Below are 14,008 nucleotides of genomic sequence, written 5' to 3'. Positions count from 1 at the left end.
GGTACACGTGAGCCCGCCCGCGCCCGGGCCCCCTGACGCGGGGTGCCCGGGTGCGGGCGGGCGCGGACCCGTGGCGCATGCGCGCCACACTGTGGCTGGTCAGTGCGCGCCGTGCGGTGTGCCGTGGCCGTGCGTGTGCTGCTTACGGGGCCGGTGCGGGCCGTGGGGCTCGCGGACGCGGTGGCCGCGGAAGATGTAGAGCGAGACGACGAACATCACCGCGCCCATCACCAGGCCCCAGGCCGACGACTTCAGCACGGACGGACCGCTGAGGTTGTAGAGCCAGCCCATGCTGGCGCCGAACAGCGCACCGTAGGCGAGCGCCCGGGTGTCGGTGATCATCGTGGACTGGAAGTGCACGAGCACCAGCCCCAGCGCACCGGTGACCACCGCGGCGATCAGCCCGAGCAGCGCGGCATGGCCGCCGCTGGAGCCGCCGGTGTGGTCGATCCAGATCGTGTAGCAGCCGAAGCCGAGCGCGGCGATGACGGGCCACACCACCTTGGCGGACAGCCGCCGGCCGCCCCTGGGGTGCGCCGCCGCGGACTCCGTACCCGGGGCGTCGGCGGTCGCGCCGTGTTCACGTTCGACCGCGCCGTGTGTACCGGCGGCCCGCGCGTCATGGCGCGGAGCAGGGTTCTCCATGACGGGCTCCTCTCGCCTCTCGCTTGCCCCTCCTGTCCAGGCGACACCCGCGTACCGCACCCGTCAACTGGATCAGCGGCCCCGGGGCGGGCCGGGAATGCCGAGGCGGCATGGGTGGTTTCGAGGGAATCCGGCGGCCATGGGTGCATTCGAGGCAACCCTGCGCCGACCCGGGTCGTCTTGGGGACGGGGAGCCGAGGTCGCGGTGGCCACCGGGGCGTGGGGGTGCCGAGGTGCCCACCGGTCGCCGGAGGCGTCGGCGACGCCGGGGGCGAGATGCGGCCGGTGAAGTGACGGACGTCTCAGGTGAAGGGATTCGCCGCGGAGGCGGAGGGGGCGCGGGCAGAGCCGGGAACACTGTCTGACCTGGGATTCTCCCGCTCCGGCAACGGTCGGCCGCCGTCGGTGACCGTGCAGGGTACTGCATGATCAGAAAAATAGACGGGCAGCTTGGGAATTCTGTCCGGTTTCCAGCCGTTGTTTCCTTCGGACGGGGCAGTTCGGTCAGCCCGGGCTCCCGCGTCCACCGTCCCGCGAACGACTCATCACCGACTCATCGCAAAGGGAGCTCACGCATGGCAACCCGTGCCGTCGCCCGTCGTCAGACCACCAGCACCGGTGCTGACGGGGGCAGCAGTGTTCGCGCCGTAGGCGGGGAGATCGCCGACCGCGACCTGGTCGGCATGTACCTCGACGAAATCGCGCGCACACCCCTGCTCGACGCCGCCAAGGAGGTCGAGCTGTCCCAGACCATCGAGGCGGGCGTCTACGCGCAGAAGATCCTCGACGAGGTCGTGACCGACGGCAATGCCGCGGGCGCGAACCGCGAGGAGCTGGAAGCGCTGGTCGCCGAGGGCGAGCGGGCCAAAGACGTCTTCATCCGCTCCAACCTCCGGCTGGTCGTCGCCGTCGCACGGCGCTACCCGCGAGCCGGGCTGCCCCTGCTGGACCTGATCCAGGAGGGCAACGCCGGTCTGGTGCGCGCGGTGGAGAAGTTCGACTACGCCAAGGGCTTCAAGTTCTCCACGTACGCGACGTGGTGGATCCGCCAGGCCATCACCCGTTCCATCGCCGACCAGTCGCGCACGATCCGGCTGCCCGTGCACCTCGTCGAGGAGCTGGGCCGCATCCGCCGGGTGCAGCGCGAGTTCAACCGCGAGAACGGCCGCGACCCGGAGCCCGCCGAGGTCGCCGCGGAGCTGGGTTCCACCCCGGCGCGCGTCACCGACGTGCTCGACTGGGCCCGCGACCCGGTCAGCCTCAACATGTCCGTGGACGACGACGGCGACACCCAGTTCGGTGACCTGCTGGAGGACACCTCCGCCGCCTCCCCCGAGCAGTCCGTGCTCTCCCTGCTGCGCAGCGAGGAGCTGGAGGACCTGATCGACCGCCTCGACCACCGCACCGCCTCGATCATCAAGGCGCGCTACGGCATAGAGGACGGCCGCGAGCGCACGCTGACGGAGGTCGGCAAGCAGCACGGCCTGACCCGCGAGCGGATCCGCCAGATCGAGAAGCACGCCCTGGTCGAGCTGAAGCGGATGGCCCACGACACCGGGTTCGACGCGGCGGCCTGACCGCCCCCGCGCGTGTTCCGCCGGGTGCGCTCGTACCGCCCCGCCGGGCCCGCGCACCGGGCCCGGCCGGTTGTCCACAGGCGGACGCGGGCGCCGCGGCGTCCTGCTACCGTCGCGCGGGATGAAGACCTTCGATGACGGCGGCGGCGCGCTGCCGTCGCTCGAACCCGCCGACTCCGCAGCGGAGTTCGCACAGCGCGGGATACGCGGCTGGTAGGCCGCGCCCGCAGCGGCAGGGCAACCGCGGCCGCCGAAAGAGACGGCGCCCACACACCCCGACGGCCGACCCCCGCGAGGAGGATCGGCCGTCGATTCAGCTGTATCCGGATGTCAGGCGCGGGGAAACCGCGCGCCCGGGCTCGGCTCAGACCGCGCTGCCGGCCTTCCACTGGGACCAGGAGAGGTTCCAGCCGTTGAGGCCGTTGTCGGGCTGGACGGTCTTGTCGTGGGAGTTCTTGACGATCACGACGTCGCCGATGAGCGACTCGTTGAAGAACCACTTGCCGGGGGTGTCCCCGCCGCCGCCCTTCGCGTCGCGCAGACCGACGCAGCCGTGGCTGGTGCCGGAATTGCCGAAGATCGAGGGCGAGCCCCAGTAGTTGCCGTGGATGAAGGTGCCGGACGAGGAGAGCCGCATGGCATGCGGGACGTCCTTGATGTCGTACTCGCCGCCGAAGCCGACCGTCGAACCGTCCATCCGGGTCTGTGTGAACTTCTCCGAGATGACCATCTGGCCGTTGTAGGTCGGGTGGTCGGGGCTGCCGCCCGAGATCGGCACCGACTTCAGGACCGAGCCGTTCCGCTTGACCGTCATGGTCTGGGTGTTCATGTCGACGGTCGAGACCTGCGAGCGGCCGATGGTGAAGGTGACGGTCTTGGACTGCACACCGGTGATGCCGTCACCGCCCTGCACACCGTCCAGGTCGATCTTCATCGTGACCTTGGAGTTGGCCTTCCAGTACTCCTCGGGCCGGAAGTCGAGGCGCTGCGCGCCGAACCAGTGGCCCACGACCTCCTGTCCGCTGTCGGACGTCACCGTGATGTGGGACTGGACGTCCTTCTTGTTGGTGATGACCTTGTCGAAGTTGAACGACACCGGCATCCCCACGCCGACGGTCTTGCCGTCGTCGGGCGTGTAGTTGCCGATGAAGCTGTGGTCCGACGAGACGGTGCTGAAGGTGGCGTTCTCCGTGGCGGGCCGGCCCTTGGCGTCCTTGGCGTTCGCCACCAGCTTGTACTTGGTGCCCCGCTCCAGCTGGACGCCGGGCTTCCAGGAGGTGCCGTCCCCCGATATGGCGCCTTCGACCGGGGCGCCGCTGTCGGCGACGGTCAGCTTCACCTCGGTCAGCTTGCCACCGGTGACCTTCACGCCGGTGGCGTTGATGCTGGCGTCTGTCGCCCCGTCCTTCGACGAGACGGTGATCTTGGCGTCCGAGGCGTCCTTCGCGGCGGCGGCGTCCGCGCCTGCCTGACCGTTCTTGCCGTCGCCCGAACCGGCCTCGGCGCTGCCGCCGCACGCCGAGAGGGTCAGCGCACCGGCCGCGAGCAGCGCCGTCAACGCGAGGGCGCGGCGGGTCCGGCGGCCCCGGCGAGGCGCCGCGGTGGCGTCCTGCTCGGGCGGCTGGAGCAGCTGGTGCGAGGTGCGGGACCGTGCGGTGGTGGAGTTGTCCGGCGATGTCACGAGCTGCTCCATACAAGGGTGTTGTGTGATCCGTGCTGGTAAACAGCACGTACGGCGGGAATTGGTTGCGGATGGCCTGAACTTGTGGGCAAGGTCACACGCATGGCGGAAAGGTGTCGTCGGGAGGGCCTGACAGCCAGGTTCGCAGCGGTGTGCCGTGTTCGTCCAGATGCGGTGGCGGCGTCGGTGCTGTGACGGGTGTCTCGGAGAGCCTCAGTGCACTACTGATCTGTGGAATTCTCCCCTCTCCCACGGGAGTCACCGGCGCGAGCCCCAGTCCCTCGGCGAACTCCAGCGCCTCGGAGAGGGTGTTGACGGGTCCACAGGGAACGGAGGCCGCGGTGAGCCGTTCCGTCCACATCTGCGGCGTATCCGAGGAAAGTGACTTCTCCAGCAGTTCGACCAGTTCTGCTCTGTTCCGTACGCGATCCTGGTTACGGCGGAAGCGGTCGTCATCAGCCAGTTCCGGGGTGCCCAGGGTCCGTACCAGGGCCCGGAACTGCCGGTCGTTGCCGGCCGCGACGGCCAGCAGCCCGCCCCGGCAGGCCAGCGTCTCGTACGGGGCGATGCTCGGGTGCCGGTTGCCCATCGGCCCCGGATCGTTCCCCGTCGCCAGATGCCCGGACGCCTGGTTGACCAGTGAGCCCAGCAGCGACGACAGCAGATTGACCTCCACCAGCTGGCCCCGCCCGGTGCGCTCGCGGTGGTGCAGCGCGGCGAGGATCGCGGTGGTGGCGTCCTTCGCGGTGAGGACGTCGACGAGGGCCACCCCGGCCTTCAGCGGCGTCCCGCCGGGCTCCCCGGTGATGCTCATCAGCCCGCCGACCGCCTGCACCACGAAGTCGTACCCGGCCAGATGGGCGCCGCCGCCGGAGCCGAACCCGGTGATCGAGCAGTGCACCAGACGCGGGTTGGCGGCTCGGGTGGAGGCCGCGTCGAGGCCGTACTTGGCGAGGGCGCCGGGCCGGAAGTTCTCGATCAGGACGTCGGCGCGCCGGGCCAGTTCGCGGGCGGCGGCCGCGTCCTCGGGGTCACCGAGGTCCAGTGCGATGCCGCGCTTGGAGCGGTTGGCGGCGTCGAAGTACGCGGCGGTGCCGTCGGGGCCGAACGGCGGGCCCCAGGCCCGGGTGTCGTCGCCGGCGCCGGGCCGCTCCACCTTGACGACGTCGGCGCCCAGATCGGCGAGGGTCGCCGCGGCCAGCGGGCCCGCCAGCACCCGGCTGAAGTCGGCGACGAGCAGCCCGTCGAGGGCGCGGGCGGGCGCACCGCCCTCCTGCTCCGGGGACTGCTGCGGAGGCGGTGACTGCGGGGACGGCTGCGGCACGTGCGGACTCCTCACCTCGCGGACGGGTGCGGCCATCGTCGGGGAGGTGAGGGGGCGCGGGAAGGCGCCGCGGTGTCCAAGGCGGACGGGCGCATTCTGCCGCCCCGGAGAGGAGGCGGAGGCGGAGGGAGGCGTGGTCGGCCGGAACGGGCCGACAGTTCCCGCATAATGGTGTGAAGTACGGGAATACCGGTAATTCTCCTGAGGGGTACAGGACTTCACGCGGTGCCCGTAGAGTGCCGCGGGAGCCGGCCCGCATTCTCCCCGATCACGGCATCCGCCCCCGCCACCGTAGCCACCCCGCCCGCGGGGCCCCACCGTCCACCGCCCGCGTTGCCCTGGAGGACCGCATGCTCCTCACCCTCGAGACCCTTCAGCTGATCGGATTCGCCGTGCTCGGCGTCGCGAGCGTCGTCTGGGTCGTCGGGCTGCTCCGGCTGCTGCGCCGGGAGGAGCACCGGACGGCGACCGGGCGCGACGGCCGGGCGCTGCTGGACCGGGTGCCGCGGCAGACGGGCCCGGCCGGTCCGCCCGCCGAGTGCGTGGAGCTGACCGCCGCCGAGCGCGAGGCGTTCGCCGTGCTCGTACGGCAGTTGACGCGCCGCCGCTGAGCCCGGTGGGTCACTGCGCGGGGCCGAGCTTGAGCAGCGTCAGCGCCGCCAGCATCTGCACCGATATCGCCGCGGCCGCCTTGTGCGTCGGCAGATGGTGCTGACCACGTATCAGCAGCACCGCAAGGACATAGCCGAAGCCCCAGGTCGTCCAGGTCAGCGCCTGGACGAAGGTGGCCTGCGGGGGCAGCCAGGTCGCGAGCAGCAGCCGCGGCAGGTCGGTCACCCAGAACAGCACGATGAACAGGCTCGTGGTCGGCGCGAAGCGGCCGTTGCCGCCCAGCGTCCGCGCGATGGCGTGGGTGGCCGCGCCCAGCGCGAAGCTGGCGACGAGCACGCAGCCGACCGCCAGCGCCATCAGCTTCAGCGCCGCGCCCGGATCGGACGCCCACTGCCCGTGGAAGGCATCCGCCGACAGCACCCCGATGACGCCGCTGACCAGGCACAGCACCACCGCGGCGCTCCACGCGGAGCGGTCCCGCGCCTCGTCCAGGACCTCCACCGGGCGGTACCACAGGCCGAGGAACAGCCGGTGCCACCACAGCCGCCGCCGCTCGGGTACGGGACGGGACGACTGGACGAGCGTGGGTGCGGGAGGCGGCGGAGCGGGCATACAGCCGTTCTACCATCGGGCTTTTTACCGTGAAGCGGTGGCGTCGGCGCCGGGTGCGGGCCCGTGGATGAGAGCCTGCGGACATGAGCGAGCAGACTCCCGATCACGGTGAGGCGCACGGCGGCGGGTTGGGCGGACGGCTCAACTGGCTGCGCGCCGCGGTGCTCGGCGCCAACGACGGCGTGGTCTCCACCGCGGGCCTGGTCGTCGGCGTCGCCGGAGCGACCAGCTCCCGCACCACCCTGCTGACCGCCGGACTCGCGGGGCTGCTCGCCGGGTCCATGTCGATGGCGGCGGGCGAGTACGTCTCGGTCTCCACCCAGCGGGACGCCGAGAAGGCCGCGCTGGTCCAGGAGCGGCGGGAGCTGGTCACCGAGCCGAAGGCCGAACTCATCGAGCTGACCGGCCTGCTGAAGGCGAAGGGCCTGAGCGCGAAGCTGGCCCGCGAGGTGGCCGTACAGCTCACCGCGCACGACGCGCTGCGCGCCCACGCCGAGGTGGAGCTGGGCATCGACCCGGACGAACTGACCAACCCCTGGCATGCGGCGGGCGCCAGCTTCCTCGCCTTCACCGTCGGCGCCCTGCTCCCGCTGCTGGCGATCGTGCTGCCCCCGGACGGACTGCGCCTCCCGATCACCGTCGTCTCGGTGCTCGCCGCCCTCGCCCTGTGCGGCTGGATGAGCGCCCGCCTCGGTTCCGCCCCGGCCCTGCCCGCCATCCTCCGCAACACCGGCGGCGGGGCGCTGGCGATGATCGTCACCTATGTGGCGGGGGCGGCGCTGGGGGCCAGCGGGGCCTGACGGCACCGGACACGGGGCGCCGCGCGGGGGGCGCCTCTAGGGCTGCCCCCAACCCGCCTCGTGCGCGGCCGCTCCGCCGTACAGCTCCGTGTACGAGGGGAAGTGGCCGCCGGGGCCGTCGACGGAGGTGGCCGCGAGGACGGCGTCGGTGACGGCCCGGGTCAGGACGTCGGCGCCGGCGGCGAGGAGGTCGTTGAGCGCCCCGACCTCGGTGTGCACGGTGAACGCCGGATCGGCGGCCGCCGCCTCCGGTGCGAGCGGGCGGCCGCAGGTGGACAGCGCGAAGACGGTGTCGCCGTCGGAGAGCAGATGGACGGGGCGCACCGCGCGGGCCAGTCCGTCGTGCGCGGTGCCGGCCAGCTTCTGCGCCTGGGCGCGGGTGAGGACGGCGTCCGTCGCGACGACCGCCAGGGTGGTGTTGAGCGGCGGCCGGGCCGCGGCCGCCGACCGCTCCCGGGACGTCTCGCGCGCCGCGGCCAGCGCCCGGACCGCCGCCGCGTGCCGCTCCGGGGCGGGCGGCGCGGGCGCCCCGTCCGGCCCGAGGAGGTGCCCGTACAGCACGCCGGTGCGCGGATCGACGGGCGATCCGGCGGCGTTGACGGCGGCGAGTGCGGCGACGGTCACGCCGGACGGCAGCAGCACGCTCGCCGTACCGATCCCGCCCTTGAGCCCGCCGGCCACCGCGCCCGTACCGGCGCCGACGTTGCCGCGCTCGACGGGGCCGCCCGCCGCGGCACGGTCCGCCGCATGGGCCGCGGCCCGGCCCAGCGCGGCGTCCGGCCGGGCCCGCCAGTCGCCGCCGCGTCCGAGGTCGAAGAGGGCGGCGGCCGGGACGACCGGCACCACCTGCGAGGGGTCCGGGCCGACGCGGAAGCCGCGGCCGCGCTCCTCCAGCCAGGTGGCGACCCCGGACGCGGCGTCGAGCCCGAAGGCGCTGCCGCCGGTCAGGACGACGGCGTCGACGCGCTGGACGAGGTTGCGGGGGTCGAGGGCGTCGGTCTCGCGGGTGCCGGGCCCGCCGCCGCGCACATCGACCGCGGCGATCGCACCGCCCTCCGGCGTGAGCACCACGGTGGTGCCGGACAGATGGCCGGAGCCGATGCGCTGGGCGTGGCCCACACGCAGGCCGGGCACATCGGTCAGGGCGTCGTGGCGGTGCGCTGCGTCAGCCATGCCCCATGCGTACCACGGGGGCGCGGTACGGGGCAGAGGCGAGGCGGGCCGGCGACGAGGGGGCCGGGGGGCACGGGGCGGCCCCGGGGGCGGCGGGCCGGCCGGGCGCGGGGCCCGGCCGGCGGGCCGTCAGCTGTCGCCCGGGCCCATCACGATGACCGGGTGCTGCGCGGGATCCAGGGTCCGCAGCAGCTCCCGCATCACCTCGGGCTTGAGGCTCACACAGCCCTGGGTGGGGCCGTCGTGGTCGACGTGCAACCACACACCGCCGCCCTTCTCGTCACCGTCCGGACGCTCCGGATCCAGCGGCGAGGTGCCGGGCACGCGGTTGTAGTTGATGGCGATGACGTAGTCGAACGCGCCCGCCAGGGGCTCGCCCTCCACGCCGGTGCCGTTGGCGACGAAGCTGTCGTTGTGGTCGTAGGGGAGCTTGGTGCCCTTGGGGGCGGGCAGCAGGCCACCGGCGTCGGTCAGGTCGAAGACGCCTTCCGGGGACTGCAGGTCGCCGTAGTGGTGGTCGTCGGTCCAGCCGTGCGCGGCGTTGTGGGCGGACCACTGCTCACCGGCGCGCCAGTCGTCCGAGTCCTTGGCGCGGGTGTAGAGGACCACCTTGGAGTCGAAGGAGTCCTTGCCCGCGCCCCGTACGACGAGGACCTGACGGGAGTTGGCCGGTATCTGCTTCCGCTCCGCGTCGCTCAGGCCCGGGATGGGGCGCGTGGCGTTCGCGACGGTCTTGGCACCGGACGGTTTCTCCGGACCGGATACCGACGCGGGGGTGCCGTTCTTGGCCTCCTGCTGAGCGTCGTGGTCATCGCCGGATGCGGGCCAGGCCCACAGGGCGGTACCCATCAACGTGGTCAGCGCGAGACCGCTCACGGCCTTCCCGCGGCGGGACATGCTTCTGCGCGCGCGGGGCTGAGCGTGGCGGGCGGCCATGGCTGGCGTCTCCTCAGATACGGATCAGATGCGGACGGTCGGGTACGGCGGTCGGACACAAGCGGACGGTACGGGCCCTCAGATGTCTGCGGGCCGGGGGCTCGTAGGCATAAAAAGGGCAATCTGCACCCTACCGCGAGGTGGTCGTGTCGCCGCCCGGGCCTCCGCCCGCGCACCCGGATCGCGGGACCCGAACGCCCGGAATGTGTGCCCGAAAGAGGTCGGAGTGTCGCGGTTTACGGTCCCTTCCGGGGCGCCGGTGACGGCCCGTCGGCAGCGCCGGAACATGGCTGAAAATTCCCCGCAAAACCCCTAGGTGTCCACGAGTTGACTCCCAATGCCGAGGAGCCGCAGGTCACGGGCGTACGCCGGAGGAGGGAGACCGGCGCGTGACGCCACGTTGACCGGTGTGCGAACGGTCCGGTGGTGGTGTGCGGTGCGTCAGCACACCGCTCACGCGACCGGGGGAACCGCTCCGGCCACCGAAATCGGACGCCGTAATTCCCCCGGTCGGGCCGGGCGGCTGCTCCGTTCACCGGGGTGGCGGAGGGGGGCGGTCAGTCGGCGTCCGGGGCCCGCGGGCGCCGGGGCCCGGGCCCAGACGTTCCGGGGGCGCGGGCGGCGCACCCCGGCGGTGTCATGCGCTCAGCGCCGCACCCTGGCGGGAAGTCAGGGTGACGCCCGCGGCGACCGCTGCCGCGCACACCAGACCGGACGCGAACACCGCGTACGTCCCCGCGAAGGTGCAGCCCAGCACCGCGACCGAGGCGAGGGGCAGCACCAGCTGCTGCGCCCAGCCCCGCTTCTGATGGCGCGAGTGCAGCAGCCAGACGCTGAACAGGAACAGCGCGGCCGGAACCGTCACACACGCGGACGCCGCCGGGAGCGACAGGTGCGAGGCGCCGACCGACTGTTCCACCGCGACCTCGATGCCCGCGCCGATCGCCGCCGCCGAGCCGAACACGACGTAGTGGCCGTACCCCCAGACGAACGCCTGACGGCTGGAGCGCAGATGCAGATGGATGGGGACCGCGAAGTAGATCCAGTACGCGGCGAAGACCAGCAGCAGACCACCGGCGGCGATCGGCAGCAGCACCCCCAGCTCGTCGTGCTCGTCCAGCGCGGACTGCACCGCGACAGTGGCCGCGGCGATCGTCTCGCCCAGCACGATGATGGTGAAGAGGCCGTACCGCTCCGCGATGTGCCCCGGATGCCACGCCGTCGCCCGGTGCCGCTCCGCGAACACCGGTACGCACAGCTCCGCCACCGCCATCACCAGGAACACCCATGGGCGGCCCCGCTCCGGCGCGAACAGCAGTCCGAGCCAGCCGACCTGGCACAGGATCACGCCGCCCGCGTACCGCAGCGCGGTGCGGCGCTCCTCGCCGACGCTGCCGTGCGCGGCCCGCAGCCACTGGCTGACCATCGCCAGCCGCATCACCAGATAGCCGAACCAGACGACCGTGAACTGGCTCTCCGCGAAGGCCCGCGGCACGCCCGCCGCGAGGATCAGCACGCCCGCGATCTGCACCAGCGTCGTGATCCGGTAGAGCGTGTCGTCGGTGTCGTACGCGGAGGCGAACCAGCTGAAGTTCATCCACGCCAGCCAGATGGCGAAGAAGACCATGAGGTAGCCGCTGATGCCGTGGCCGGGGTGGCCCTCGGCGAGGGCGTGTACGAGCTGACGGCCCGCCTGGGCGATGCCGACGACGAAACACAGGTCGAACAGGAGCTCCAGCGGTGTGGAGGCGCGGTGCGCCTCGTCGGTGCGGCGGGCTCGCATACGGACCGGCACGGTGCGCTTCCTCCAGGGTCGGCAGGTGACCCGCCCCTGCGTGGTCACATCGCCCCGACGGTACGCGCCCCGCCGGGCGGACCGGCGCAGCCCTCGTCACCCCTGCCGGCCCGGCCCGTGGTGCGACCCGGCCCGTGGAGCGCGGCGCCCGCCGTGGACGGGGCGCCGCGCCCGGGCCGGCAGGGGCGTGCCGGCCGACGCCGGGTCAGCTCACTCGGCCACCGCCTCCACCACGGACGGCGTCGCGGCGGTCGGCAGGACGCGGGTGAGCCGGAAGCCGCCGGACGACAGCAGCGCCGCGAACTCCTCCGAGCCCCGCTCCCGCCCGTCGACGACCGCCATCATCGCGACGTCCATCGTCTTGCCGAAGTGCGGGGCGTTGCCCGGTGGCAGCACGGACTCGACGATCAATATCCGGCTGCCGGGCGCCATCGCGGCGCGGCAGGTCCGCAGGATGTCCCGGCACCGCTCGTCGGTCCAGTCGTGCAGGACGTGCTTGAGGACGTAGACGTCGCCGCCCGCCGGGACCGACGTGAAGAAGTCGGCCTCCTCGGTGCGCCAGCGGCCCTTCAGCTCGTCGTCGTCCAGGAGGTGCCGGGCGAGCGGCGGTGCCTGGTCGACCAGGACGCCCGTCAGCTCGGGGCGGCGGCGCAGCACCGCGCGGAGCAGCCCGCCGCGACCGCCGCCGACATCGACGACCGTGCCGGTCTCCGGGAAGGGGTAGGCGGCCGCGACCGCCTCGTCCGCGGTGGCCGACAGGGAGGTCATCCCGTCGTCCAGGAGGGCGCGGGCCCGCTCGTCGCCCTGGAGGTACTGGAAGAGGGGCTGCCCGAAGAGGCGCTCGAAGGGCGCCGCGCCGTCCCGGACGGTCTCCTCCAGCTTCTCCGACGTCCGCAGGAACAGCGGGTCGGTCAGCATCAGCACCGCGGTGTGCAGGGAGTCGGGTACGTCCGTACGCAGCAGGCGGGCGGCGGGCGTCAGTTGGTAGGTGCCGGAGGAGTCCTCGTGGAAGACGGCGCGGCTGGCGAGCAGCCGCAGCATCCGGCGCAGATGCGGGGCATGGGTGCCGGTGGCCTCCGCCAGCTGTTCGGGGGTGCGGGGGCCGCGGGCGAGGTGGTCGGCGATGCGAAGGTGGGCCGCGGTGCGCAGCGCGGCCGAAAAGAGGTGCCCCAGCGCCTGGTCCGTCAGGTGTGTGACGAGGTCGGTGGGCTCGCCGGTCGGTCGGGGGGATGAAGTGGCCAACGTCCGCCTCCGGTCATTGACGTGAAGGTGCTGGTCCACGGTGGCAGCGTCCGGCCCGCATGTCACCAGAGCGCCGGGCCGCACCCGCGAAGTCCGGCCAGCAGGGCGCCCGGATCGCGCCGTACGGAGGTGGCCGGTAGGGATGCCCGGACAGGCGGACCGTGGTCGAATGCGTGTATGGGCCACCGTGACGAGGACCGCGAGACCAGGACCGATGCCGCCGACGGGCGCGACGGCGGACACCCGGGCGGGGGCGGGCCCGGCGGCGGGGGCGCGGACGCCGCCGCGGACCGGGACGCCGTGCTCGCACCGCTCGACGACCGCCTCGACGATCTGGTGGCGCTCTACGAGGACCTGCACCGCCACCCCGAACTCTCCTTCCAGGAGACGCGCACGGCGGCCGAGGTCGCCCGTCGGCTGACCTCCTGGGGCTACGACGTCACCACCGGGATAGCCGGGACCGGTGTCACCGGGGTGCTGCGCAACGGGTCCGGTCCGGTGGTGCTGCTGCGCGCCGACATGGACGCGCTGCCGGTCACCGAGGGCACCGGTCTGCCGTACGCGTCGACGGTGCCCGGTGTGATGCACGCCTGTGGGCACGATGTGCACGTCAGCTGCCTGCTGGGCGCCGCGGATCTGCTGGCTGCCGGGCGGGCGCACTGGTCGGGGACGTTGGTGGTGCTCTTCCAGCCCGCCGAGGAGAACGGCGGCGGGGCCCGCGCGATGCTGGCCGCGGGCCTCTACACCGAGGGCATCGTGCCGACGCCGGACGTGGTGCTGGCCCAGCACGTGGCGCCCTTCGGCGCGGGGCTGATCGCGTACTGCCCCGGGGCGTGCATGGCGGCGGCCGACAGCCTGAAGATCACCTTCCACGGCAGCGGCGGCCACGGCTCCAGGCCGGAGACCACCGTCGCCCCGATCGTCATGGCGGCGTCGTTCGTCCAGCGGGTGCAGTCCGTGGTGGCGCGCGAGGTGGCGCCCGGCGAGCGGGCGGTGGTCACCGTCGGGTCCTTCCAGGCGGGCGACACCGCCAACGTCATCCCCGACCAGGCCGTGGTCAAGCTCAGCGTCCGCACCTTCGACGAGGCCGTACGGTCCCGGGTGCTGGGCGCCATCGACCGGATAGCCCGGGCCGAGGCGGAGGCGTCGGGCGCGAAGCGGTCGCCGGAGACCGTGGTCCTGGACGACTTCCCGGTGACCTTCAACGATGCGCGGACGCTGCGTCAGGTCAACTCCGCCTTCACCGGGCTCTTCGGCGAGCAGCGGCTGTTCGCCTACGACCCGGCGTCCGGCAGCGAGGACGCGGGGCTGCTGGCGACGGCCGCCGGGGCGCCGCTCTACTACTGGTGGCTGGGCGGCTGGGACCCGGAGTCGTTCCACACGGCGTTCGCCGCCGGACGGCTGGCGCAGGACATCCCCTCCAACCACTCGCCGCGCTTCGCGCCCGTCCCCCGCCCGACCCTCACCATGGGCGTCCAGGCCCTCGCCACGGCGGCCCTGAGCAGGCTCGAAGCGCCCTAGATGAGTAAGTCCGAAGTCTTCAGGCGCATGAAGCGAGGGTCTCGTTGGTCCGTTTGTGACGACAGACCTCGAAACCCTCGCGACAGCACT

At 72.9% G+C, this 14,008-nt stretch carries 12 protein-coding genes; 4 read left to right on the top strand and 8 right to left on the bottom strand.

Annotated elements, in window-relative coordinates:
• Positions 1-99 precede the first annotated feature (99 nt).
• Entirely contained in the window at positions 100-645 is a 546-nt protein-coding gene (locus ACF1BH_RS17665; protein WP_391643387.1) for a hypothetical protein, read from the bottom strand.
• A 575-nt stretch (positions 646-1,220) separates the two neighbouring features.
• On the opposite strand from ACF1BH_RS17665, the gene ACF1BH_RS17660 reads away from it, so the two are divergent.
• Positions 1,221-2,222: an RNA polymerase sigma factor RpoD/SigA gene (locus ACF1BH_RS17660; RefSeq protein ID WP_391643386.1), complete on the top strand. Its 1,002-nt coding sequence runs from the start codon at positions 1,221-1,223 to the stop codon at positions 2,220-2,222.
• A 364-nt stretch (positions 2,223-2,586) separates the two neighbouring features.
• Here the strand turns inward: ACF1BH_RS17660 and ACF1BH_RS17655 are convergent, their stop codons facing one another.
• Positions 2,587-3,915, bottom strand: a complete 1,329-nt coding sequence (locus ACF1BH_RS17655) for an Ig-like domain-containing protein (RefSeq protein ID WP_391643385.1) — start codon at positions 3,913-3,915, stop codon at positions 2,587-2,589.
• 82 nt (positions 3,916-3,997) lie between these two features.
• Positions 3,998-5,227: a CaiB/BaiF CoA transferase family protein gene (locus ACF1BH_RS17650; protein ID WP_391643384.1), complete on the bottom strand. Its 1,230-nt coding sequence runs from the start codon at positions 5,225-5,227 to the stop codon at positions 3,998-4,000.
• 350 nt (positions 5,228-5,577) lie between these two features.
• Between ACF1BH_RS17650 and ACF1BH_RS17645 the strand changes: the two genes are divergently transcribed.
• A complete protein-coding gene (locus ACF1BH_RS17645; RefSeq protein WP_391643383.1) occupies positions 5,578-5,838 on the top strand; it encodes a hypothetical protein in 261 nt (86 codons plus the stop codon).
• A 10-nt stretch (positions 5,839-5,848) separates the two neighbouring features.
• On the opposite strand, the gene ACF1BH_RS17640 is transcribed toward ACF1BH_RS17645, so the two are convergent.
• Positions 5,849-6,451 carry a YIP1 family protein gene (locus tag ACF1BH_RS17640; RefSeq protein ID WP_391643382.1) on the bottom strand — a complete coding sequence of 201 codons (603 nt, stop codon included), beginning with the start codon at positions 6,449-6,451 and terminating at the stop codon, positions 5,849-5,851.
• A gap of 83 nt (positions 6,452-6,534) precedes the next feature.
• Here ACF1BH_RS17640 and ACF1BH_RS17635 point away from each other — a divergent pair, with 83 nt between their 5' ends.
• Complete coding sequence (locus ACF1BH_RS17635) at positions 6,535-7,251, top strand: VIT family protein (RefSeq protein WP_391643381.1); 717 nt, start codon at positions 6,535-6,537, stop codon at positions 7,249-7,251.
• A gap of 36 nt (positions 7,252-7,287) precedes the next feature.
• Here ACF1BH_RS17635 and ACF1BH_RS17630 read toward each other — a convergent pair whose 3' ends face one another.
• The 4 genes from ACF1BH_RS17630 to ACF1BH_RS17615 form a co-directional block, all read right to left on the bottom strand.
• On the bottom strand, positions 7,288-8,424 hold the full coding sequence (locus ACF1BH_RS17630) for a P1 family peptidase (protein ID WP_391643380.1): 1,137 nt from the start codon (positions 8,422-8,424) through the stop codon (positions 7,288-7,290).
• A 129-nt stretch (positions 8,425-8,553) separates the two neighbouring features.
• Positions 8,554-9,360, bottom strand: a complete 807-nt coding sequence (locus ACF1BH_RS17625; protein ID WP_391643379.1) for a L,D-transpeptidase family protein — start codon at positions 9,358-9,360, stop codon at positions 8,554-8,556.
• Positions 9,361-9,997: 637 nt separating this feature from the next.
• Entirely contained in the window at positions 9,998-11,155 is a 1,158-nt protein-coding gene (locus ACF1BH_RS17620; protein ID WP_391643378.1) for a low temperature requirement protein A, read from the bottom strand.
• A 210-nt stretch (positions 11,156-11,365) separates the two neighbouring features.
• Entirely contained in the window at positions 11,366-12,397 is a 1,032-nt protein-coding gene (locus ACF1BH_RS17615; RefSeq protein WP_391643377.1) for a methyltransferase, read from the bottom strand.
• 177 nt (positions 12,398-12,574) lie between these two features.
• Here ACF1BH_RS17615 and ACF1BH_RS17610 point away from each other — a divergent pair, with 177 nt between their 5' ends.
• Positions 12,575-13,918 (top strand): amidohydrolase, encoded by a 1,344-nt coding sequence (locus ACF1BH_RS17610; protein WP_391643376.1) that lies wholly within the window; start codon positions 12,575-12,577, stop codon positions 13,916-13,918.
• The last annotated feature ends 90 nt before the right edge of the window (positions 13,919-14,008 follow it).

This window comes from Streptomyces sp. NPDC014733 (assembly GCF_043083385.1).
GTDB lineage: Bacteria > Actinomycetota > Actinomycetes > Streptomycetales > Streptomycetaceae > Streptomyces.
This window is presented reverse-complemented; position numbering and strand designations above follow the sequence as displayed.

Bases quoted from the DNA above. Each gene is read 5' to 3' on its own strand.
- ACF1BH_RS17655 (WP_391643385.1), bottom strand. From the start codon at position 3,915: ATGGAGCAGCTCGTGACATCGCCGGACAACTCCACCACCGCACGGTCC.
- ACF1BH_RS17640 (WP_391643382.1), bottom strand. From the start codon at position 6,451: ATGCCCGCTCCGCCGCCTCCCGCACCCACGCTCGTCCAGTCGTCCCGT.
- ACF1BH_RS17625 (WP_391643379.1), bottom strand. From the start codon at position 9,360: ATGGCCGCCCGCCACGCTCAGCCCCGCGCGCGCAGAAGCATGTCCCGC.
- ACF1BH_RS17635 (WP_391643381.1), top strand. From the start codon at position 6,535: ATGAGCGAGCAGACTCCCGATCACGGTGAGGCGCACGGCGGCGGGTTG.
- ACF1BH_RS17610 (WP_391643376.1), top strand. From the start codon at position 12,575: ATGGGCCACCGTGACGAGGACCGCGAGACCAGGACCGATGCCGCCGAC.
- ACF1BH_RS17665 (WP_391643387.1), bottom strand. From the start codon at position 645: ATGGAGAACCCTGCTCCGCGCCATGACGCGCGGGCCGCCGGTACACAC.
- ACF1BH_RS17660 (WP_391643386.1), top strand. From the start codon at position 1,221: ATGGCAACCCGTGCCGTCGCCCGTCGTCAGACCACCAGCACCGGTGCT.
- ACF1BH_RS17645 (WP_391643383.1), top strand. From the start codon at position 5,578: ATGCTCCTCACCCTCGAGACCCTTCAGCTGATCGGATTCGCCGTGCTC.
- ACF1BH_RS17630 (WP_391643380.1), bottom strand. From the start codon at position 8,424: ATGGCTGACGCAGCGCACCGCCACGACGCCCTGACCGATGTGCCCGGC.